This window comes from Rhodococcus marinonascens NBRC 14363 (assembly GCF_001894885.1).
Lineage (GTDB): Bacteria > Actinomycetota > Actinomycetes > Mycobacteriales > Mycobacteriaceae > Rhodococcus_F > Rhodococcus_F marinonascens.
The window spans coordinates 42,390-63,828 of sequence record NZ_BCXB01000020.1 but is presented as its reverse complement, the minus strand read 5'-3'; the positions used below and the strand labels follow the sequence as shown (position 1 = coordinate 63,828).

Genomic DNA, 21,439 nt, shown 5'->3' with positions numbered 1-21,439 from the left:
GCCAATAGCCTTCGAACGAAAACTCTTGGACGAGTTACTGGTGGGTGACAGCATGTGGGCAAGGGTGTTACAGGTGCTCGGGGAAGTAGGGGGCAAGGGTGTTGACAATCTTCATTGCCTGGTCGCACGCAGCCGCGGGGGTGGTGAAAGTTTCGTTGGATCCGTAGCCGACCTGAAAGTCGAGGACGCCCGGTGTGATCTCGACCGAGACGAGGCACGAGCGGGTATCAGGGAAGTCCTGAACCAGTGCACGGCGCCCTGCAACTCGGACGTCATCGAGGGTAGTGAAGCGGTCGCTGGTCTCGAGGACGTCGAACGTCCTCTCTTTCGCCGTGATGTTGATGCCGTATCGAGGTTCGTGAGAGAGATAACCGCAGCCGAGAGTTTTCGGGGGCTCGACGTCATGGTGCTCCGGCGGTCGCACGTCGAGTTTCGTCAAGCGAATCGCCTCGGCGGGGAGCCCATCGCAAGGGTGATAGGTCACCTCCGTGACCGGTGGTGCCTGAACCTCCGTGGGCTCCCCCACAGCGGGATTGCTGCACGCCGCCGCGGCACCCACCGCCAGAAGTGCGAGCGCGACACTGATCCTTCGCAACGTGGTGTTCACTCGTCGATTCCTATTCCCTCGAGATTGCCGATAGTGGACGCCTCTTGCGCGCGGTAGGCATCGAGCACTCGTTGCAGCATCGCCTTCATTTCCAGTGCGTGGTCTCGATGAGACGTGAATAGTCCAACGGCGGTGTTTTCGCTATCAATCCCGCTGCCGCCGATCGCCTTCGAACGAAACTTCTGGGCGAGCTGCTGAGCCGAATGCAGATTGGGGTGCCTCTCGCCGAGTCCGAACTCATCGACCCCGAGTTCCAGGCGGGCGCGCCTTGCGAGATTTTCCATATCATCCGCCAACTTGTCGCACGCCTTCATCAGACGCTCGATGGCATCCGGCTGAAGTTCCAGGCGTCCACCGGTGGAAAGGATTTGTTCAGTGAATGCCGATCCGCCCGCCAACGCTCCTGCCGGCTCCGTCATATGCTGCCCCTCCTGTCGCGAACTGCTACCTACCCCGCCTTGCGCCTCGGTGAACTTACTCGATCGCTGCTCGCAGCAGATTGTCGACGGCCGCGACGAACTGTTCGGGTTTGCATGCGTGAACAGTTCTCGGATCGTGTGAGCGGACCACATACCGTCCGTCGCCTCCGACGTCGAACCATCGGATGTGGCCGACGTCGCGGCCACGCCCGAATCTTGGACCACGTTGCACCCGAACGGTGCCGTCACCGACCCGGGAACTGGGCGACACTTTCTCGAAGCGTGGCAGTGACGCCACACCGCCTGCGGGTTGCAACACGGATACGCGAAACTCCGATTCTTCGCTACTGCCGAGGAGCTGAAAAGTTCTGCAGCCACCCGAATTCTGCGGTATCTGACCAATGATCTGCGCAGCGAGTCGTCCGGATGGACCACTGCCGACCAGCACATCGCCGCCGACATTGATTCGAGGACCGGGCTGTTGCACCGCGATCACCGCTGACTCTTGACGTTGGCACCCGATAATTCGGATCGACGCCTCGTCCACATTCACTCCGGTGATCTCGGCGTAGACCTCAGGCTCGGCGAGAATCTGCAAAGCTGTTCTCAGCTCAGTGTTCTCGGGTCCGGTGAAGTCGGCACGAATGCGGCTCTGTTCAGCCAGGTAGGCATCATAGGTAGGGATCTGGCTTACGACGTCGAACGGGTAAGGAATTCGATCCTGACCCGTTTCCTCCCATAGCGCGCCGAACTGCTCGGACGCCGAGTCTCCAGTTCCTCATCTCCAGTTCCTCAGGGCTCATCCGCCGATCACAGGCGGCGCGACAGGTGGCAACGTGCCGATCAGTTCATTGCCGTTGTCGATGTTGATGAGGTAGTCGGGCGTCTGGTGCTCTTTGTTGTCGTCGCCCTGCCCGCGTGCCGCGCCCATACCACCCATTCCCATGGCGCCCATCCCGCGGGTGCCGCCTGTTGTGCCTGCGGCGCCACGTCCCGGTGGTGCGCTGCCCGGTGGTGCGCTGCCCGGAGCAGATGGGGCACCTGGGGTGACCGGTGTACCGAATCCGCCGGCGCGTTGCCCGCCACTGGTTCCGTAACCGCTCCCGCCGTATCCGCCGCCACCGAATCCGGGGCTGTAGCCGCCGACGGCGCCCGAACCAGACCCAGCCCGAGAGCCTGCCGTAGCCGAAGTCTCGACGGGGTTCTGCAACCACGACCGAGGCTGACCAAATTCGCTGCCCTGCGCCCCTCCTACCGAGGTCGGCACTGTCGATGCAGGTGTTGCGGATGCCGGTGCGGTGACGGCGGGATCGGTGGGACTCGGGTTCGCGGAGGCGTCGTATGCAGTACCCTCCGGGATGTCGGCAACGTCGTCGGTGGGCGCCGAGGAATTCGCCGTCGAAGCGCCGTCGATCGGTGAAGGGGCGGCGGCGAACTCCGCACGATCCGACACCGCGACCCCGCCCATCGCCGTGATCGCGGCGGGGGCGTCGTCGATCCGACCTGGCTGCGCCGACACGAGGAGCACGTCAACCAGTCCGGTGGTGGTGTGCGCCCGGACTTGCGACGCCGGCAGGGTGACGTCGCCGAAGCCGAGTCCGCGGCTGTACGTCGCGACCACCTTCGGTGCGACGGATGTCCCGTCCCCGAGCCGGAGCGGGACCGTCTCGCCAACGTCGGCGCCCATCGCGAACGCAGCGTCCGTACTGAGCGCGACCGTACCGTCACGTAGTTGCCTGAAGTCGCCGTCACGGACGCCGAGATCCAGGGTCGACTCCGTCGCCGCGGGGTCGACACCCTGCGCCGGGTAAGGATCGGTGTACGGCGACTCTCCGCCAACTTTGTAGAGGACCTGTGTTCGAATGACCGGGTTCGTTGCGCGCACAGCGGGATTGGCTGCTATGGCGTCGACCAGTTCGGGTGCCAGACCCGAACGAGCGGTGACGACGAGGTCGTGATCGTGCCCTTGCGAGACTGCTCGTCCGCCGCGGCGCCAACGGTGTCCTGCGCAAAGATTTGGACCGCACCTATCGCGACGGCGAGCGCGAGTGGGATTATCGCTGCGGCGAGACGCCGCGCCGCGGCGTCCGAGTTGAGGGCAGCGAGGGCGAGGGCCGCCGACGAACTACGGCGCAGGGGACCGCCGAGACGGCGGATCGCGACGGAGACCAGGGGCGGACCCAGAAGCGCCACCGAAATCACCAGCAGCACAGCGGAAGATCCCGCACTCGCGAGCGTTGCCTGCCCCGGCAGCACAGCAGGTGGAAGTGATGTGGCTAGGCCGCCGAGGAGGCCGGTGAGCAGACGTCCCCGTCCGATCGACCCGGGTTCGACGGCAGATTCGCGCAGCGCTTCACTCGATACAACTATCCATAAATCACCGATGACACGGAATGGCTAAACATTTACTATTCATGTCCAAAATATTACGGTCTACAGTGTTGCCTAAATCACGGGAATATCCCTGTTTACTTTCCAGAGGTGAAGTTCTACGCTTCATTCGTCGGGGTGGATGCCAGAACCAGGAAACCTCCAAGTCTCCCTAAACCATTTATGGCAGAACATGATTAGTTGGTGCCATACATCCCGTCTACCACGGCTGTGGACTTGTCCACAGCCGAAACACCGCCGTGCCATTGCATGGCTCGAGGAAGTCCTGGAGCACACGTGAAATCTGTACATCGTTGGGCGGGTATCGCAGCAACAGCCACCACCCTCGCCGCCGGAACACTCCTGTTTCCCGGCGGCGTCGCGTCGGCCCTTCCCAACGTTCCGGGCAACAATTTGAAAACGACCGACATCAACTTTTCACCCAGTTGCCGGGTCGTCACCCAAGATGCAAGAAAGAAAGTACTCAAGAGAACCTCTTTCACCGGTGGTGCGAGTGGGACCGGAGCCAATGAGTGTTGCCCGTGGGCAGGAGTTCACCTACCGGATTCAACCGGATCCCATTACCGTCGTAAAAAACCCTTCCGGCGAGACAATCGCCCGGTGGATCGAGATCATGTATAGGGTCGACATTCCCCCGGGCACCGAATTGGTGAAGGCGGAGGTCGCCTCCGAGCAGACCACGCCCTTCGAGAACACACCGAAGATCACCCGGATCGACCCGAATGGAAAACAGGATGACAACGGGTCCATTCTGCAGATGGGTATCGGTATGAGAGGGGATGGCAACGGGTGGTTCACAAAGAAAAATCCCGGGTTCCTCACTTTCCCGGCCATGGACATCACCCTCGAGCCCGGCGACGCCGGTACAGTGATCGAACCCACGCTCCGCATCTCAACCGATTCGGACCCGGATGCCAGCAAGATCGGTTCGGAGGACAACTTCTTCACCGCGATTTCCCAACCAGAAAGATCTGGCATCGCCGTCGACCTCCGCTGTGCAGCAGCCGCAGATTCGTCGTCTGGTGGAAAGCCGTTGACGTCGATCAAAGTGGTTGATTCGTCTGTCTTCGGCCTCGATGGCCGCGTCTTGGAACCTGTCAATATCCCGGGTAATAGCACCCCGCACATTCAAATGAAGGACTTTCTCGACGGATCGCAGTCCCAGCAATGGGTCTACACGGCCGCTCACGAGTTCCGGAACCCGGCCACGAACAAGTGCATCGACGTCGTCGAGGACGGGTTCGATGCCGGAGGGCAAAAAAACGGATCGCAGGTGATTCTGAGTCCGTGCCAGGGCAATCCCGGTCAGAAGTGGACACTCGACCCGACGGTAACCGATGATAGTGACGCCTTCGGTGCGATCGTCAACCAGGCCGACGGCAAATGCATGGACGTGACGGACAGCGCATCCGCAGACGGTGTACAGGTACAGATCTGGGACTGCACCGGTGCACCCAACCAGCAGTGGAAATACCCGCCGGCATCCACCACTGGCCCGAACAAGCCGGTCTCACCCCCGAGCGCCGCAACCACCACGGTGCTCAGGGGACCCTCGACCGCGCAGACCGGCACCGACGTGATCTTCGGCTCGCAGGTCTCCCCGAACCCCGGGGGCGGCACCGTGCAGTTCAGGGACGGCGACACCGACCTGGGTACCCCGGTACCGGTGGATGCGGACGGCAAAGCCAGCATCACCCATACCTTCGATTCCGCTGGCACCCATGACATCACCGCGGTCTACAGCGGAACACTGGGCCGTACCGGTTCGACGGCCGAGACCGTCACGGTCACTGTCACCGACGACGGTGGTGGCACCGACGACGGCGGTGGCACCGACGAGCCTGTCAGCACAGGATCGTTGGGCAACGCCTTCGGATCCTGACCCGACTACGAAGCACGCATCATCATCGAGGGGAAATTCCTCTCTGGCAGCGATATTCGTCGTGAGGACCCGCTATGAACACGATGGCGGGTTCTTGCGCCCAGGGCCAGGTTCGGGTATCCGGAGGATATGTTTGCGGGCGCGGTGAGATACCCCGAGACTTCACCCCGCGAATCCGCACACTGTGAGGGTGAACCGGGCAGTGCTCATCGGCGGGGTGTCGAAGAGTGTCCGTAGCACTCTCGACCCCCCACAGCCCCCGCCCGAGAGGCAGGGATAATTCACGGGTGAAGGCGATCTCGGGGATCTGGTCGGGCAGTGTCGCCGCCTCGCCCGGCGACATGTGGAAGGGCATCGTCGGAATGGTGTAGTACCTGGTAGTCCGCCTTCATTGTCAGGCGGCTCACCATGCACGATCGAGCGCCGAGATCGCTAGCGGCGTGACGTCCGGCTCGGACGGCAAGAGGCGCTCGCGCAGCGAATATATCTCGACGCCTTCCTGGGCGACGACGGGTCGTGATCATTGACCTGCTGCCTGACACGGTGGCCGAGAACTATCGGGACTCCTCCGTGAGCAGGGTTTCGGATATTGATCCCGACCCGAGCGCTGAGTACGCTCGGCATGGACGACCAGCAGTAGCTCGATTGGCTTGGGCCACGATTGACCCCGGATCCGTGGAAGACGTACATCGGCCGACTCACCCTCAGCGAGGCTGAGGAGGATGCTCGGCGAGCTCTATCGAGTGCACAGGCTGGAATTGTGTCTTCCGTTTCTCGTAGAAGAGGCCGCGACTTCGATCTGATCTGACGACACCCAAGGAGTACACCGTGGAATTTCTGGTCCGAATCAACACCAATCTGCCCACCGACATGGCGGCCGAGGAACTCGAGCAACTGAGCGCGCGCGAGGGCGCCCGAACCAGTGAACTTCGCGCTGAGGGCATCTTGAAGAAGCTGTGGCGGGTACCTGGACGTCGGGAGTTGGTGAGTCTATGGGAGGCGCAGGACCCCACGGTCCTCCACGACGCGCTGGCGTCGCTGCCATTGTTTCCCTGGCTGGACATCGTCGTTGAGGCTCTCGCCACTCACCCATCGGAACGATTACCACGAAGACCTTCGGCGGCATCGACGTCTACTCAAAGCGCATCGGAAGCCACTCGCTGCACCCTCGATCCCTCACCCCGCAAACCCACACAGGTTGAGGGTGAACCGAGCATTGCGCATCGGCGGCACGTCGAAGACTGTCCGTAACGTTCTCGACCCCCACAGCCCACGCCCGAGAGGCAGGGAAACCTCACGGACGAAGGCGATCTCGGGGATCCAATCGGGCAGTCTCGCAGCCTCGCCCGGCGACAGGTGGAAGGGCATCGGAGGAATGGTGTAGTTCCTGGTGATCCGAAATCCTTTCATTGTCAGGCGGCTCAGCCACTTCGGGACCGAATCGAACATCAGCCGGCCGCCGGGGAACCGTCGCGCGCAGTCGGTGATCAACCCCAGCGAGTCCTCCGCCGGAAGGTACATCAGTAGGCCTTCCGCTGTGACGAACACTCCGCGGTCGGGATCCACGTAGTCCATCCACGCGCGATCGAGCGCCGACATCGCCAGCGTCGTGATGTTCGGCTCGGACGGTAGGAGCCGCTCGCGCAGCGCGACCACATCGGGAAGGTCGACCGACAGCCACCGCACATCGGGGTCACCAATGCGCCAGTAGCTGGTCTGGAGTCCTTCACCGAGGGCGACGACGGTCCCGCCCGGGTGCGCCGCGAGGAACAAGCGCACCTCGATGTCGAAGGCACGCGCCCGCAGTGCATGCGACTGATCCGGTCTCCCGAAGTTCTCGTACGGGTGGTCGATCGTCTCATAGAGCTGAACGCTCAGCGGGTCGTCGAGTGTGCCGTCCGGCCTGGATGCCTCGACAGCGCGGTTACGCAACGTCCACATCATCGTTGCGGACACACCGCCGAGGTCTGTTGCATCGACTCGCTTCCCCACGCTCCCCTCCATGAAACGTGGGTAGCCACATTTGACGGCCGTCAAACAAGGTATTTGATGGCCGTAGACGATGGCGGAGCAGGCGCATCGGGGTTACATCGCGTGCGTTTTCAACGATCTAGCGAAATACATTGTGCACATTGCTATTTCGCCGACACAAACTTTCCGCGAGTAGTGTGGGTTCGACCGCTACGCAGACTCGATGACCAGAGAAGGCGGAGGAGCCCAGACATGCCCAAGAAGATCATCCTCGACTGCGACCCAGGACACGATGACGCCGTCGCCCTCCTGCTTGCTCACGGCAACCCCGAGATCGAACTGCTCGCCGTCACCACCGTCGCCGGCAACCAAACCTTGCCGAAGGTCACGCGGAACGCGCTCGCGGTTGCCCGCGTTGCCGGGATCGCGGACGTCCCGTTCGCCGCCGGTGCCGAGCGTCCGCTCATTCGCGAGCTTGTGACTGCGCCGAGCATTCACGGTGAGTCCGGCCTCGATGGCCCGGAACTCCCGGAGCCGACGATCGAGCTCGACAGGCGTCATGCCGTCGACCTCATCATCGACACGGTCATGGCCCACGAGCACCGCACGGTGACGCTGGTGGCGACCGCCTGCCTGACAAACCTCGCACTCGCCGTGCGCAAGGAGCCGAGAATTATCGAGCGGGTCCAGAGGGTTGTGCTGATGGGTGGTGGCGTCCACGTCGGCAACCGAAGCGCGGTCGCCGAGTTCAACATCATCGTCGACCCCGAGGCCGCGCACATCGTGTTCAGCGCGGGATGGCCGGTGGTCATGGTGGGCCTCGACGTCACCCATCAGGCCCGCGCAACCTCGGAGGTGACAAACGCCATCGCGGCTGTCGGCACCAGACCGGCACGGTTCGTCGGTGAGCTCCTCGAGTTCTACGGACGGAGATACAAGGGCGCGCAGGGTTTCGACGCTCCACCTGTGCACGACCCGTGCGCCGTGGCGTACGTCATCGACCCGACGATCGTCCGCGCCGTGCCGGTCCCGATCTCGGTCGAAACCACCGGCACCCTCACCCTCGGCATGACGGTCGCGGATTTCCGCGCACCGGCGCCGGACGGCTGCCTCACATCCGCCGCACTCGAGCTCGACTTCGAACGGTTCTGGGGGTTGGTCGTCGACGCGCTGGAGCGGATCGGCGATCCGGAGCACGGAGCCGGCCTGTCGGATGCGGTAGATAGCGGCGCGGAGCAAACCCCAGCCAGTGATCACGAACACTTGTAAAATACCGTAGGGGGGTATGGTAGTTTTTGTAGTCGAAGCAATCACCGAGAAGAGAGGCACGGTCCCATGAGCACCTCCACCGTCACCACCACCGTCACCGTCACCGGCATGACGTGCGGCCACTGTGTGTCCTCGGTTCGCGAGGAGATCGGCTCCCTCGACGGAGTCGTCTCCGTGGACGTCGACCTCGCCACTGGCAAGGTCGCTATCGACAGCACCGCCCCCCTCGACCCGAGCGCCGTCGCCGGCGCCGTCGAAGAAGCGGGCTACCAGGTCACCGAGCTCGCCGACGCAAAGGAGCTGTAATGAACCCCGATACCGCCACCTCCAAGGCTGACCAGCAGGTCGAGCTCGCTATCACCGGCATGACCTGCGCGTCGTGCGCGAACCGCATCGAGCGAAAGCTGAACAAGCTCGACGGCGTAACGGCTACGGTCAACTACGCCACCGAGAAGGCTCGCGTCTCCTACACCGGCGACGTCTCACCCGACGACCTCGTCACGATCGTCGAGGAGACCGGATACGGCGCACGGCTGCCGCAGACCGAGGAAGCAGCCCCGCAGCAGGAAGAGGACGACCCTGCGGCGGCGCTGCGACAGCGGCTGATCATCTCGGCGGTCCTGACCGTGCCGGTCATCGCAATGGCGATGATTCCCTTCCTGCAGTTCCCCAACTGGCAGTGGCTCTCACTCACCCTCGCGGCTCCGGTTGTGGTGTGGGGGGCGTGGCCCTTCCACAAAGCGGCCTGGGCGAATCTGCGGCACGGCACCGCGACCATGGACACGCTGGTGTCGATGGGCACCCTCGCCGCGCTCGGCTGGTCGCTCTACGCCCTGTTCTGGGGTACGGCCGGGATAACCGGAATGACCCACGCATTCGAGCTCACAATCTCCCGCACCGACGGCAGCAGCAACATCTACTTCGAGGCAGCAGCCGGCATCACCACCTTCATTCTCGCGGGCCGGTACTTCGAAGCCCGCGCGAAGAGGCGCTCCGGCGCGGCGCTCCGCGCACTCCTCAATCTCGGCGCCAAGGACGTGTCGGTGCTGCGGGGCGACGTCGAGCAGCAGATCAGCATCGACGAACTCGTCGTCGGTGACCGGTTCGTCGTGCGGCCCGGCGAGAAGATCGCCACCGACGGCATAGTGGTCGAAGGTACGTCCGCGGTGGACGCCTCGATGCTCACCGGCGAATCCGTTCCTGTCGAGGTGTCACCCGACGCCGAGGTGGCCGGGGCGACGGTCAACGTCGGTGGACGAATCATCGTGCGCGCCAAGCAGATCGGATCAGACACCCAGTTAGCTCAGATGGCACGGATGGTCGAGGACGCCCAGACCGGCAAAGCCGAAGTGCAGCGCCTGGCCGACCGGATCTCGGGCATCTTCGTTCCGATCGTAATCGCGTTGTCGCTCGCGACGCTTGGCGTCTGGATCGCTATCGGCGGTTCTGTCGCCGCCGGATTCACGGCAGCTGTCGCCGTCCTGATCATCGCCTGCCCCTGCGCCCTTGGCCTCGCAACACCCACCGCGCTGATGGTGGGCACCGGCCGAGGCGCACAACTGGGCATCCTCATCAAGGGCCCCGAGGTTCTCGAATCCACCCGGCGCGTCGACACCATCGTCCTCGACAAGACCGGCACCGTCACCACCGGCAAGATGTCGTTGCAGCAGGTAATTCCCGCAGACGGCGAGGACGAGGAACGTGTACTCAGGTTCGCGGGCGCTCTCGAGAACTCCTCCGAGCACCCCATCGCACGGGCGATCGCCCGCGAGGCGAAGGAACGGCTCGGGACACTTCCCGACGTCGACCAGTTCAACAACATCGCCGGCCTCGGTGTCCAGGGTGTGATCGACGGACATGCGGTGGTCGTCGGTCGCCCGAAACTGCTCCGCGACTGGTCGCTGCACCTGTCGCCGGAACTCGAGCAAGAGGTGCGCGGCGCCGAGTCAGCCGGGCGGACCGTAGTCGGAATCGGCTGGGACGGTGCCGCCCGTGGCGTCCTCGTGGTCGCCGATACCGTCAAGCCGACGTCGAGCGAGGCTGTGTCGCAGTTCCGCCGACTCGGACTCACGCCGATCATGCTTACCGGTGACAACGCTTCTGCAGCAAGGACGATTGCCGACCAGGTGGGCATCGACGAGGTGATCGCGGAGGTACTTCCCGCGGACAAACTCGACGTCATCAAGCGGTTGCAAGACGAGGGCAAAGTGGTCGCCATGGTCGGCGACGGAGTCAACGACGCCGCCGCGCTCGCACAGGCCAATCTCGGTCTCGCGATGGGCACCGGCACCGACGTCGCGATCGAGGCCAGCGACCTCACCCTGGTCCGCGGCGATCTGCGCGCCGCAGCCGACGCTATTCGACTGTCCCGCAAGACCCTGGGCACCATCAAGGGCAACCTGTTCTGGGCCTTCGCCTATAACGTCTCCGCGCTGCCCCTGGCTGCCGCAGGCTTGCTCAACCCCATGATCGCCGGGGCCGCCATGGCGTTCTCGTCGGTGTTCGTGGTCAGCAACAGTCTGCGCCTGCGCCGATTCCGATCACTCACCTCACCGGCAGGAGAATAATAGCCATGACCGAAGAACAAGTCGCCGAACAACCGGGTACCGAAGAACCGGTCGCCGAACAACCGGACTACGGATATGTCAGCGCCAAGGACGACTACCTCAAGCGATTGCGCCGCATCGAGGGGCAAGCCCGGGGTCTCCAGCGGATGGTCGAGGACGACAAGTACTGCATCGACATCCTCACCCAGGTTTCCGCGATGACCAAGGCACTACAGGCCGTGGCGCTGGGCCTCCTCGAAGACCACATCGGTAGCTGTGTCGTCAACGCCGCCGTCGCGGGCGGCCCCGAGAAGGACGTGAAGATCAAGGAAGCAACCGACGCGATCGCACGACTCGTGCGTTCCTGAAATCGATTCCGAAGACGACATCCGGGGGAGCGGGCATGTCTCACAATCATCAGCAGCACGCATCACAGCTAGACCACACCGATCACGACCACACCGAACATACGGATCGGCACGCAGGACACGGTGCCCACGGCGAGGTGTTCCGGCGGAAGTTCTGGCTCAGCCTGCTGCTGTCGGTACCGGTGGTCGCGTTCAGTCCCATGGTCGCCGACCTCCTCGGCTACACCATTCCCGACTTCCCCGGGGCGTCGTGGATTCCGCCGGTACTCGGCACCGTCATCTTCTTCTACGGCGGTGCACCGTTTCTCACCGGAGGCTGGAGCGAGCTGAAATCCCGGCAGCCCGGCATGATGCTGCTGATCGGCATGGCCATCTCCGTCGCGTTCCTCGCCTCGTGGGTGACCACTCTCGGGCTCGGCGGATTCAACCTCGACTTCTGGTGGGAGCTAGCGCTTCTCGTCGTCATCATGCTGCTCGGCCACTGGCTGGAGATGCGGGCGCTGGGGTCGGCGTCCGGTGCCCTCGACGCGTTGGCAGCGCTGCTACCGGACACCGCTGACAAGATCACCGACGACGACATCACCGAAGTCCCGATCTCTGAGTTGTCCACCGGCGACCTGGTTCTGGTCCGGGCCGGTGGACGCATCCCGGCCGACGGCACGGTCGAGGACGGACAGGCGGAGGTCGACGAGTCGATGATCACCGGCGAGTCGACACCGGTGAATCGGACCGTCGGCGACACCGTCGTCGCCGGTACCGTCGCGACCGACAGCGCGCTGCGCATCTCGGTCGGCGCGGTCGGGGAGGACACCGCGCTCGCCGGGATCCGACGTCTGGTCGCCGATGCGCAGGCGTCGTCGTCCCGGGCCCAGGCTCTCGCCGACCGCGCGGCGGCATTCCTGTTCTACTTCGCCTCGCTCGCAGGCATTCTCACGTTCATCGTCTGGTCGCTGATCGGCAATGTGGACGAGGCGGTCGTCCGGACGGTGACCGTTCTCGTGATCGCCTGCCCCCACGCGCTCGGCTTGGCGATACCCCTGGTGATCGCTATCTCGACCGAACGTGCGGCGAAAGCCGGAGTGCTGGTAAAAGATCGGATGGCTCTCGAACGCATGCGCAGCGTCGATATCGTCCTGTTCGACAAGACCGGCACGCTCACAAAGGGCAGGCACGTTGTCACCGGAGTGGTCGCGACCGTCGGCCACACCGAGCGGGAACTTCTGGCCCTCGCCAGTGCCGTCGAGGCCGACAGCGAGCACCCAGTCGCGCGCGCCATCGTCGCCGAGGCTGCGGCGAAAGTGCCCGTGGGCGAACGCCGCACCGCCTCCGAGTTCCGGTCGCTACCCGGACGCGGAGTGCGGGCCGTTGTCGACGGCGAGGCGGTGTCGGTCGGCGGACCGGCGATGCTCTCCGACCTCGACGTCACTGTGCCGCAGGATGTCACGGACACAACCGCGACCTGGATCAACCGCGGCGCGTCCGTGCTCCACGTCGTCCGTGGCGGCTCCGTTCTCGGAGCGGTGGCGCTCGAGGACGCCGTGCGCGAGGAGTCCCGTCAGGCCATCGACGCACTCCACGCCCGCGGTGTGAAGGTCGCGATGATCACCGGCGACGCACGACAGGTCGCCGACGCCGTCGCCTCCGACCTGGGCATCGACGAGGCGTTCGCCGATGTGCTGCCGGAGAATAAGGACGCCCAGGTCGCCGCACTCCAGCAGCGAGGACACCGGGTGGCAATGGTCGGCGACGGCGTCAACGACGCACCCGCGCTGGCGCGTGCGGACGTCGGAGTCGCGATCGGGGCAGGCACGGACGTCGCCATCGAATCGGCGGGAGTGGTTCTCGCCGCCGACGACCCTCGCGCCGTGCTCTCGATCATCGACCTCTCCCACGCGAGCTACCGCAAGATGTGGCAGAACCTCGTGTGGGCGACGGGGTACAATATCATCGCCGTCCCCCTGGCGGCCGGCGCTCTCGCCTTCGCCGGCGTCGCCATCTCACCCGCAGTGGCGGCGATCCTGATGTCAATCTCCACCATCGTCGTCGCACTCAACGCGCAACTACTGCGACGACTGGACCTGGATCCGCGTCGGCTGAGCCGCTGAACGCATCGATCACCCGCCGGGGAATGACCCCCGCGCCCCGGCGGGTTTACGCTTGCAGAACCGAACAGCAGGGGAGTCGATGGCGCCGATCCGATCACGCGTGTTCACCACCCTGCGACGGGTGGTCCGAGCCACCCGCCCGGTGGATTCGCGTACGCGGGCGGCGTTGGACCGGCGCTGGAGTGAGCTTCCGGAGGGTGTGAAGACTCCGGCGCAGGCGCTCGGACGGCACGCGGTGGGATGCGAGGGCACCCACGGCGTTTTCCCGAAATGCAACCTGACCTGCACACCGTGCTATCACAGCGTCGACGCGAACAAGGTCCGCGTCGACGGCGAGCACACGCTGCGTGAGGTCGAGTCGCAAATGGCCTTCCTGGCGGCCGAACGAGGTCCGCGCGCGCACGCCCAACTGATCGGCGGCGAAGTCAGTCTGCTCTCACCCGAGGACCACGCCGCGGCCCTGAAAATCATGCGCGATCATGGCCGCGAGCCGATGTCGTTCACGCACGGCGATTTCGACTACGACTACCTCCGGAATGTCGTCGTCGACGCGGCCGGTCGCCGACGGTTCCGAAGAGTGTCCTTCGCCGCGCATTTCGACTCGTTGATGCGCGGGCGTCGCGGCATCCCACGACCCCGCCGCGAGTCGGACCTCAGCGACTACCGCCGTCGTTTCACCGAGATGTTCGCACGGCTACGAGAAGAACACGGCGTCGCAGCGTACCTGGCGCACAACATGACTGTCACACCCGAAAACCTCGACGAGGTGTCCGATGTGGTCCGCGACGTTGTCGGAATGGACTATTCGATGCTCTCGTTCCAGCCGGCCGCGTTCGTCGGCGACAGCAGGCGATGGCATGACGGGTACCGCGACGTCGATATCGACGCGGTATGGCAACAGATCGAGCGCGGACTCGGCCAGCGGGTCGCGTACGGCGCCATCCAGTTTGGCGAACCACGTTGCAACAGAACAGCATTGGGATTCACCTTCGGCGACCACTGGTACCCGTTTGTCGATGCCGACGTCGATGCGGAGGTTCGTGCTCGCGACGACTTCTACGCCCATCTGGGTGGCGTGAATTTCGGTGGCACCCACCCTGCGCTGCTCGCGATCCGGGTGGGACGTGTTCTTCTCGCGTACCCGAGAGGATACGTCGTGGCGGCACGCTGGGCTGGCAGCCTCGTTCGGCGCTGCGGGGGTGTGCGATTGCTGTTCGCGGCGCTGATTCGCCGCGAAGTTCACCCCATGACATTCGTCGTACACCGGTTCATGGATGCCGCGGATGTCGCCCCGGCGTGGGCGATGATGCAGGCGGGCACCCCCGCCGACGATCCGGCGATACGGGCAACGCAGGAGAGACTGGCCGCCTGCACATACACGATGGCGCATCCGGAGACCGGCAAATTGGTGCCGGCATGCGCGCAGCACTCCGTACTCGACCCGGATGAGAATGCCTCGCTCCGAAAGCTTCTGCCGCTGTCCGTTGCAACTGGCCACGATGTCGGTGTCAGAGCCCAGAGTCGGCAAGCGCGATGAGGAAGATGATCCACCCCGCCAGAAAGAAGTAACCGAGCACCAAGCCCGCGACCGCCATGCCGCGACCCTGTTCACCGGTTCGACGAATCTGACTCAACGCGATGTGGCCGAACACGATTCCCAGCAGCCCACCGAGAATGCCGAATACGAGCGTCAGGATCGCGAACACATTCGTGTCGGTATTCCGCGACTCCATGAAGACCGGCGGACCGTAGATCGGCTGCCCCTCCGCAGAGTAGCCAACAATCGGCGAGACCATCTGCCCCCGAGGAACCCCGACCACGGCCGCAGAATCCGACCGTTGTGTGGCTGCAACGACGAGCATGACGATGACCGCGATGAGGCCACCCGCCAGCCCGGTCATCCCAAGGATCCCCGCCAATACCGCAAAGACATCACTGTCGGTCGCCGCATAGAGAAGGCCGAAAACCGCCAGCGCCGACAAGAGCGACCCGCCGCCTGCGAGCATCCAGTGCCATGCTTGGACCCTTCCGGACCGCCGGGCTCGTTCAAGGAAGAACCAGCCGATTCCCCTCGCAGCGAGAGACACCACCACAGTCAGGGGCATTCCGCCCACATGGATCGGAAGTATCCACAGCAGGTCACCGAGGAAGACCCCGAGGACGATCCAGAACGGCGGCTTCAGATCCAACCCTGGCTTGCCCTTCTGCGCGAGGGGAGGTGAGGGATAGGGGATCGGACTACTCGGAGATTCGGGCATTCGCGGCATTCTGCCGTACTACGGTGCAATCTGACTCGGTATCAGCACCAACGGCACCTCGGATCCTGCGTCACCGTGTGACGGCGGTTCGCGCCGTGAGGGGTATCTCGAGTCCGACCTCGGCACCCACACTGGCAGTGGCTCCGGTAGAGAGTTCGGCGCACACCGTCACCGACCCCACCCGTACGTCCGCGATGCAGCGAAGCCCGGTCGGGCGCACATCACTGATCACCCCGCTCGGCAGTCGCGGCGAGTGATCGACGATGCGGATCATTTCGTGCCGGATCAGCAGAACCGCGGGTCCGTCATCGTGCACCGGTCCGGCCTGCGGCAATTCCAGGGCGCCGAGGTCGGAGTGGTGCACGCCATCGTCGAGTCGTCCGTGAATCTCGTTGATTCCTCCCATCAATCGGTTGACCGCCAGCGTCGCCGGTTGGGTATAGGCGGAACTCACATCCGAGTGATGTTCGAGAACGCCGCCGATCAGCACTGCCACCGAGTCCGCCAGCACGGCGGCCTCATGCCGATCGTGGGTGACGAGAACGATGGTCGGCGACAGTTCCTTCCGGATCTCCCGAACCAGTTGATACATGTCTTCGCGCAGAACGGAATCGAGCGCACTGAACGGCTCGTCGAGCAACAACACCTTCGGGGCGCCGGCCAGGGAGCGCGCGAGGGCGACGCGTTGGGCCTGCCCACCCGAGATTGCGCCGACCGGGCGATCGGCGAACTCGGACAGGTGCACCAGGTCTAGGTAGCGGCGGGCACTCGAACGCGAAGCCGAGCGTGACCGCCCGGACGCCCGGGCCGCAAACCCCACGTTGTCGATGACCGACATGTGAGGGAAGAGCAGTGGCCTCTGGAACACCATTCCGATGCCACGCCGTTCCGGGGGCAACGCGGTGACGTCGACGCCGTCGAGGGCCACCGATCCGCTTGTCGGGGCATCGAGTCCGGCGATCAGCCGCAGTGCTGTGCTCTTCCCCGAGCCCGAGGGTCCGAGAATCGCTGTACACGAGCCGGCCGGAACCTCGAGATCTATGTCCGCCAGGGCGGCATGCTGCTGACCGGGGTGATGCCGGGTCAGGCGAGTCAATGACAACGTCGCACTCATGGCAGTATCGCGCTCATGCCAGCGCCCTCCGTCCGGTGCGGGCGAGAATGATCAGCAGAATCAGGGGCGGGATCAGAGCAAACAGCGACAGCGCGGCGATCACGGAATCGTTGCCTGTTCCGGAAGCGAACGACGCCACCAGGATCGGGACCGTGATCAACTGTCCGCCCCCTATCAACAGCGTCACGATGTAGTCGCTCCATCCGACCAGGAACGCGAGGAACGCGGCACGCGATAGCGCGGGCGCGAGCAACGGCACCTGGACTCGGCACAGCACCGTCAACCGGGATGCACCGAGGGTGCGGGCCTCCTCCTCGTACCCACGGTCGTAGGCGCCGAACGCCACCCGCATCACGTATGTCGTATAGGGGATCGCGACGACGACGAGTATCGCAACCACCGCGACGCTGCTGGCAATGCCGGATCGAAGTACCAGCACATCCAAGCCGAGCGCGACGGCGAAGGGCGGCAAACACACCGGCGCGAACAGTATCGCGGCGACCACTCCGGGTAGATGCACCCGCCCGGTGACCAGCGCCCTCGCAGCGAGCGCGCCGAGGGGAGTCGCAATGATGGACACCGACAGCGCCAAGGCCGTCGATGTCGCAAACGCACTCCCCGCACCGGCGTCGGCGGCACTGCGAAGACCGTCGAATCCCCACTGCTGCGGAAGGACGTCGGGAAAGGTCCACCGGTTCGCGAACACCCACAGCACGAGAGGTACGAGGGGTACGACGAACCAGAGCACGAGGAGCCCACGCCCCAACATAGCAACGCTTCGGCCGGCGAGACGTTTCACTGCCACACCGCCGAACGGCGCAACATCGTCAGAGCCACCGCCGCAGTGGCCAGCGCCAAGCCCGTGGTGACGATTGCGACGGCCGCCGCCTCGGGTCGCGCGGCGAGGTCGATCGAGGTGAACAGCCGGACCGCCATGACCGGGAGCGGTTCGGGATACGCGCGGCCCAGGATCCTCGCCACCTCGTAGGAGCCGACCGTGTAGGCGAACGTGATCGCCGACGATGCGATCAGCGCGGGCAGCACCAACGGCAAGGTGACCAGTCGCAGCCGCGCGCGCCGCCCAGCCCCGAGCGTCGCGGCTGTCTCGTCGTAGCCGGCCACGCGGGTGGCGAGCGTCCCCGCGACCACCAAGGCGATGAAGGCTGATTCCTTCCACGCGTACTCCGCGATCACCGCGATCCACCATCGACCTCCGACGAGAGCAGGCCACCCGCCCTCGTCTAGGCCGAGGAGTCGGGGGAGTAGCCCGGAATCGGCCAGTAGCAGCCCCATCGTCGCGGCACCGATCAGGTGTGGCACCGGAACGGTGAGGCTGGCAGCGAACATCGCCGTCCGTCGGCCGGACAGCACCGACAACGCAGCCGACAATCCGACTGCGGCGGCGAGCGCAGTCGAGACGATCGCGATGGCGAGTGTGAGCAGTGCCGAGGTCAGCAGATCCTCGGAGTGAGCGGTGTAAGCCTGGGTGGTCAACTCCGGGTTACCGACCAGCGGCATCAAGCCGAGACTCTGCAACAGCGCGGTGCCGACGCCCGCACCGACCACCGCTACCACGGGAATCAGAGCGGGCAGCACCCACACGGTGCTGCGCCAACTGCTTCGACGGGGCGCGCGGGCCTGCGCGCCGTCCGCCTTCACCGGCGTCTTGCCTTCATCGACCCGCGAGGACGCCCCGGCGCCAACCCTCGTCGAGCGGGCCGACCCACTGCGCCGACAACTCGGGGTGCGCGTTGCGGGAGAGAACATCGTAGGTCGGAACCACAGGAGACGACGGTAGCGCACCGAACGCCTCGCGGTCCGCCGGTGACAACCTCTCTACGTCGAGAACGGTGAACTGGCCCCAGACATCCGGGCGGGCCGCAGCGAGTTGCTGTTCGGGTGAGAGCGCGAGGTTGGCCACCACGCGGGCGCCAGCCGACTGCCCGGAGGTCGAGGGAATGGCCAGGAAGCTGGCATTGCCCACGGTGCCCTCGTCGAGCAGCAGCACCTTGGTCTGCGGTGGATACGTTCCCCGAGCCACCAGATCTGTCAGTGTCGCCGGCCCATAGGTCATCGTCATGTCGACCTGACCGCCTGCGAAGAGGTCGTCGAGTTCGGACGAGGTCTGCGGATAGGTCGTCCCCTCACGCCACAGGGAGGGGGCGATCGCGTGCAAACGGTCGAACAGAGCGGGCGTGAGCTTGTCGTGGTCTCCTTCGCTGAACTGGGTCGGTACGTTCTCCGCGCCACCCGACACGCTGGCCAGCACCTCGCGGACGAACACCGATCCGGTGAAGTCCGGCGGCGCCGGATAGGTGAACCTGCCCGGGTGCGCCTGCGCCCAATCGAGGACGCCGGCGAGGGTCGTCGGCGGGTCGGGGACCGTCGCAGCGTTGTACGCAAGAGTGAACTGCGCCTTGTGCCACGGCGCCTCGCAGCCCTCGACCGGCGTACCGAAATCATCGCTGAGCAGCGGATCGCCGGGGTTCGTGTATTTCATGTTCGGAAGGGTCGAGGTCCACCCGCACAGCCAGGCACCTGCCTGTTTGCCCGTCCCGAAATTGTCGCCGTTGACCCAGACCAGATCGACATCTCCGTCCGTGACACCGGCCTGCCTTTCCGACAGGATCCGGTTGACCGCGTCCGAGGTGGTCGCGACGGGCACCCGGCGCAGTGTCACCCCAGCATCCCGGGCCGCAGGGGTCAGGTACTCGTCGACGTAGGTGTTGCCCTGTTCGTCGCCGCCGTACATCCACAGCGACACCGTCTGCCCCTCTGCCTGCTCCTCGATCTCACTCCACGGGGCATTCTCAGCGCGCGGCGCTTCGGAGCCCGGCGCCGCGCACGCAGTGAGAAGCACCCCGAGAGACAGCCCAGACGCGATCATGGCGCGCACACCGAGACGCGATCGTGCGGGAGACAGTCGAGGGATCAATCGGCCTTTCGGTCGAACGAACTGGTTCACAGACACCTTCCGGACGGTCCACCACTCGGGCTGAATCGGACAAATCATTCGGTTCGGGAACACAACGGGGCCCCCGAAGCCTTCCCGTCATGATGGAACCAGGGCATCGTGGTGTTTGACGGTGCTTCATGCTGACAACAAGAACGAGGGTATGCGGTGGATGTCCAAGAGAAGACGGCGATTGGCGAACGGTCCGGCTGGGACTACCGACTCAAACTGGGGATCCTCGCCGTCATCGTTCTCGGCGGTGCCGTCGTGGCAATCACCGTCGACGTCCCGGACCCGGCATCGCTGCGCGACCAGGTGTCGGCCGCCGGCGTGTGGGGGATGATTCTGTTCGTCCTCCTCTATGCCGTCACGACACTCACCCCATTCCCTGCGAGTGCTCTCACCGTGGCCAGCGGCCTGCTGTTCGGACTGGCGGCGGGAGTTCTCGTCGTGGTCATCGCCGCGACCCTCGGTGCCTGGACGGCCTACTGGGTGGCCCGGTCGCTCGGGCGCGGCGGGGTGGCCCGGATCGAATGGTCAAAGGTCCGTGCGCTCAACTCACTGCTCGAGCGCCGCGGATTGACCTCGGTGCTGATCGTACGACTCGTTCCCCTGTTCCCGTTCGGTCTGGTCAACTATGCCGCCGGGCTGAGTGCCGTGCGCCAACGCGACTACGTCATCGGCACCGCAGTCGGGATCATTCCGGCCACCATCGGTTACACGGCGCTCGGGGCGTACGGTACGTCGCCGCTGTCATGGCCCTTCGCGCTCGCTGTACTCGCGATAATTCTCCTCAGCGTCGGCACCGGATACGTCGCGCGGCGGATGGGGTTCACGCGGGCGGACAACAACGAGGGCACGAACAACGAGGGCACGAACAACGAGGGCACGGAGGCAGGCGGCCAGGATGATCGACCGCTACCTGCGTAAGCACCTGGAGCGGCCGCTCGACCGCTGCGCCGCCGCCATCGACATCCCATCGATCACCCCGGATCGGATCACCGGGGCGGGTCTGGTGCTCGGGCTCGGGAGCGCCGTCACCGCCGGCCTCCAATGGTGGTGGGTGGCGCTGGCCCTGTGGGTGCTCTCCCGGATCGCCGACGGACTCGATGGCCCCCTCGCACGGCGTCGACGGGCCCGCACACCCGCTGCCGGCGATGCCGGTGCGGGAGGATTTTTCGACATCACTGCGGATTTCATCGTCTACGGGAGCACGGTGGTCGGGGTCGCGGTCGGTGCCACCTCCGCATATGGCGCACCGTGGTGGCCCTTCCTTCTGGTTCTCCTCGCCTACTACATCAACGGGACGGCGTTCCTCGCCTTCTCGTCGATCGCCGAACGGAGCGGCCGGAGCCTCGACGACGGTCGATCTCTGTCATTCCTCGGCGGCCTCGCCGAGGGGGCGGAAACCATTGTGGTGCATGCACTGTGGTTGGTGTTCTCAGTGTTCGCCTGGCAGATCGCGGCGATCTGGGCTGCCGTGGTCGCAGTGAGTTCGGTCCAGCGGATCATCGCCGGGTACCGCGCCCTGAAATGACCTCCCGGCCTTGGAATCG

General features: G+C 64.8%; 21 protein-coding genes. 10 read left to right on the top strand and 11 right to left on the bottom strand.

Annotation, left to right across the window (positions count from 1 at the left end; translation table 11 throughout):
- Window positions 1-67: 67 nt before the first annotated feature.
- The 5 genes from RM2_RS15110 to RM2_RS25275 form a co-directional block, all read right to left on the bottom strand.
- A complete protein-coding gene (locus RM2_RS15110; RefSeq protein ID WP_072690389.1) occupies window positions 68-607 on the bottom strand; it encodes a DUF3558 family protein in 540 nt (179 codons plus the stop codon).
- On the bottom strand, window positions 604-1,005 hold the full coding sequence (locus RM2_RS15105) for a hypothetical protein (RefSeq protein WP_245813969.1): 402 nt from the start codon (window positions 1,003-1,005) through the stop codon (window positions 604-606). The genes RM2_RS15110 and RM2_RS15105 overlap by 4 nt, the downstream gene beginning before the upstream one ends.
- 76 nt (window positions 1,006-1,081) lie before the next feature.
- Complete coding sequence (locus tag RM2_RS15100) at window positions 1,082-1,741, bottom strand: ESX secretion-associated protein EspG (protein WP_245813973.1); 660 nt, start codon at window positions 1,739-1,741, stop codon at window positions 1,082-1,084.
- A gap of 84 nt (window positions 1,742-1,825) precedes the next feature.
- A complete protein-coding gene (locus RM2_RS25280) occupies window positions 1,826-2,911 on the bottom strand; it encodes a hypothetical protein (RefSeq protein ID WP_245813967.1) in 1,086 nt (361 codons plus the stop codon).
- A 14-nt stretch (window positions 2,912-2,925) separates the two neighbouring features.
- Window positions 2,926-3,237 (bottom strand): hypothetical protein, encoded by a 312-nt coding sequence (locus tag RM2_RS25275; RefSeq protein WP_245813965.1) that lies wholly within the window; start codon window positions 3,235-3,237, stop codon window positions 2,926-2,928.
- Between the two features lie 688 nt (window positions 3,238-3,925).
- On the opposite strand from RM2_RS25275, the gene RM2_RS15090 reads away from it, so the two are divergent.
- Together RM2_RS15090 and RM2_RS25945 are read left to right on the top strand one after the other, a co-directional pair.
- Window positions 3,926-5,299, top strand: a complete 1,374-nt coding sequence (locus RM2_RS15090; protein ID WP_072690387.1) for a ricin-type beta-trefoil lectin domain protein — start codon at window positions 3,926-3,928, stop codon at window positions 5,297-5,299.
- Window positions 5,300-6,127: 828 nt separating this feature from the next.
- Complete coding sequence (locus tag RM2_RS25945) at window positions 6,128-6,550, top strand: muconolactone Delta-isomerase (protein ID WP_072690386.1); 423 nt, start codon at window positions 6,128-6,130, stop codon at window positions 6,548-6,550.
- On the opposite strand, the gene RM2_RS15080 is transcribed toward RM2_RS25945, so the two are convergent.
- A complete protein-coding gene (locus tag RM2_RS15080) occupies window positions 6,476-7,303 on the bottom strand; it encodes a class I SAM-dependent methyltransferase (protein ID WP_072690385.1) in 828 nt (275 codons plus the stop codon). The genes RM2_RS25945 and RM2_RS15080 overlap by 75 nt on opposite strands.
- 219 nt (window positions 7,304-7,522) lie before the next feature.
- On the opposite strand from RM2_RS15080, the gene uriH reads away from it, so the two are divergent.
- From uriH to RM2_RS15050, 6 genes are all read left to right on the top strand, one after another.
- On the top strand, window positions 7,523-8,539 hold the full coding sequence (uriH, locus tag RM2_RS15075; protein WP_072690384.1) for a uridine-preferring nucleoside hydrolase UriH: 1,017 nt from the start codon (window positions 7,523-7,525) through the stop codon (window positions 8,537-8,539).
- A 66-nt stretch (window positions 8,540-8,605) separates the two neighbouring features.
- Window positions 8,606-8,845 carry a heavy-metal-associated domain-containing protein gene (locus RM2_RS15070; RefSeq protein ID WP_072690383.1) on the top strand — a complete coding sequence of 80 codons (240 nt, stop codon included), beginning with the start codon at window positions 8,606-8,608 and terminating at the stop codon, window positions 8,843-8,845.
- On the top strand, window positions 8,845-11,106 hold the full coding sequence (locus RM2_RS15065) for a heavy metal translocating P-type ATPase (RefSeq protein WP_072690382.1): 2,262 nt from the start codon (window positions 8,845-8,847) through the stop codon (window positions 11,104-11,106). Before RM2_RS15070 ends, RM2_RS15065 begins: the two co-directional genes overlap by 1 nt.
- 5 nt (window positions 11,107-11,111) lie before the next feature.
- Window positions 11,112-11,453, top strand: coding sequence for a metal-sensitive transcriptional regulator (locus RM2_RS15060; RefSeq protein WP_072690381.1), 342 nt, complete (start codon window positions 11,112-11,114; stop codon window positions 11,451-11,453).
- Window positions 11,454-11,488: 35 nt separating this feature from the next.
- Window positions 11,489-13,558, top strand: a complete 2,070-nt coding sequence (locus RM2_RS15055; RefSeq protein WP_072690380.1) for a heavy metal translocating P-type ATPase — start codon at window positions 11,489-11,491, stop codon at window positions 13,556-13,558.
- Window positions 13,559-13,637: 79 nt separating this feature from the next.
- Window positions 13,638-15,095 carry a radical SAM domain-containing protein gene (locus RM2_RS15050; protein ID WP_072690379.1) on the top strand — a complete coding sequence of 486 codons (1,458 nt, stop codon included), beginning with the start codon at window positions 13,638-13,640 and terminating at the stop codon, window positions 15,093-15,095.
- On the opposite strand, the gene RM2_RS25270 is transcribed toward RM2_RS15050, so the two are convergent.
- From RM2_RS25270 to RM2_RS15025, 5 genes are all read right to left on the bottom strand, one after another.
- The gene (locus tag RM2_RS25270) at window positions 15,067-15,816 is read right to left on the bottom strand and encodes a DUF4190 domain-containing protein (protein ID WP_245813962.1); all 750 of its coding nucleotides are present in this window, start codon (window positions 15,814-15,816) and stop codon (window positions 15,067-15,069) included. The two genes, RM2_RS15050 and RM2_RS25270, sit on opposite strands and share 29 nt — an antisense overlap.
- A gap of 70 nt (window positions 15,817-15,886) precedes the next feature.
- The gene (locus RM2_RS15040; protein WP_072690378.1) at window positions 15,887-16,930 is read right to left on the bottom strand and encodes an ABC transporter ATP-binding protein; all 1,044 of its coding nucleotides are present in this window, start codon (window positions 16,928-16,930) and stop codon (window positions 15,887-15,889) included.
- A gap of 13 nt (window positions 16,931-16,943) precedes the next feature.
- Window positions 16,944-17,729 carry an ABC transporter permease gene (locus RM2_RS15035; RefSeq protein WP_245813960.1) on the bottom strand — a complete coding sequence of 262 codons (786 nt, stop codon included), beginning with the start codon at window positions 17,727-17,729 and terminating at the stop codon, window positions 16,944-16,946.
- Window positions 17,726-18,589, bottom strand: coding sequence for an ABC transporter permease (locus RM2_RS15030; RefSeq protein ID WP_072690376.1), 864 nt, complete (start codon window positions 18,587-18,589; stop codon window positions 17,726-17,728). The genes RM2_RS15035 and RM2_RS15030 overlap by 4 nt, the downstream gene beginning before the upstream one ends.
- A 13-nt stretch (window positions 18,590-18,602) precedes the next feature.
- Complete coding sequence (locus tag RM2_RS15025; RefSeq protein WP_245813958.1) at window positions 18,603-19,895, bottom strand: ABC transporter substrate-binding protein; 1,293 nt, start codon at window positions 19,893-19,895, stop codon at window positions 18,603-18,605.
- Between the two features lie 156 nt (window positions 19,896-20,051).
- On the opposite strand from RM2_RS15025, the gene RM2_RS15020 reads away from it, so the two are divergent.
- Complete coding sequence (locus RM2_RS15020; protein WP_072690375.1) at window positions 20,052-20,813, top strand: TVP38/TMEM64 family protein; 762 nt, start codon at window positions 20,052-20,054, stop codon at window positions 20,811-20,813.
- Window positions 20,791-21,420, top strand: a complete 630-nt coding sequence (locus RM2_RS15015; protein ID WP_072690374.1) for a CDP-alcohol phosphatidyltransferase family protein — start codon at window positions 20,791-20,793, stop codon at window positions 21,418-21,420. Before RM2_RS15020 ends, RM2_RS15015 begins: the two co-directional genes overlap by 23 nt.
- Window positions 21,421-21,439 lie beyond the last annotated feature (19 nt).

Coding starts and splice junctions, on each gene's coding strand:
- RM2_RS15065 (WP_072690382.1), top strand. CDS start 8,845: ATGAACCCCGATACCGCCACCTCCAAGGCTGACCAGCAGGTCGAGCTC.
- uriH (WP_072690384.1), top strand. CDS start 7,523: ATGCCCAAGAAGATCATCCTCGACTGCGACCCAGGACACGATGACGCC.
- RM2_RS15090 (WP_072690387.1), top strand. CDS start 3,926: ATGAGTGTTGCCCGTGGGCAGGAGTTCACCTACCGGATTCAACCGGAT.
- RM2_RS15015 (WP_072690374.1), top strand. CDS start 20,791: ATGATCGACCGCTACCTGCGTAAGCACCTGGAGCGGCCGCTCGACCGC.
- RM2_RS15080 (WP_072690385.1), bottom strand. CDS start 7,303: ATGGAGGGGAGCGTGGGGAAGCGAGTCGATGCAACAGACCTCGGCGGT.
- RM2_RS15050 (WP_072690379.1), top strand. CDS start 13,638: ATGGCGCCGATCCGATCACGCGTGTTCACCACCCTGCGACGGGTGGTC.
- RM2_RS15040 (WP_072690378.1), bottom strand. CDS start 16,930: ATGAGTGCGACGTTGTCATTGACTCGCCTGACCCGGCATCACCCCGGT.
- RM2_RS15060 (WP_072690381.1), top strand. CDS start 11,112: ATGACCGAAGAACAAGTCGCCGAACAACCGGGTACCGAAGAACCGGTC.
- RM2_RS15055 (WP_072690380.1), top strand. CDS start 11,489: ATGTCTCACAATCATCAGCAGCACGCATCACAGCTAGACCACACCGAT.
- RM2_RS25270 (WP_245813962.1), bottom strand. CDS start 15,816: ATGCCCGAATCTCCGAGTAGTCCGATCCCCTATCCCTCACCTCCCCTC.
- RM2_RS15070 (WP_072690383.1), top strand. CDS start 8,606: ATGAGCACCTCCACCGTCACCACCACCGTCACCGTCACCGGCATGACG.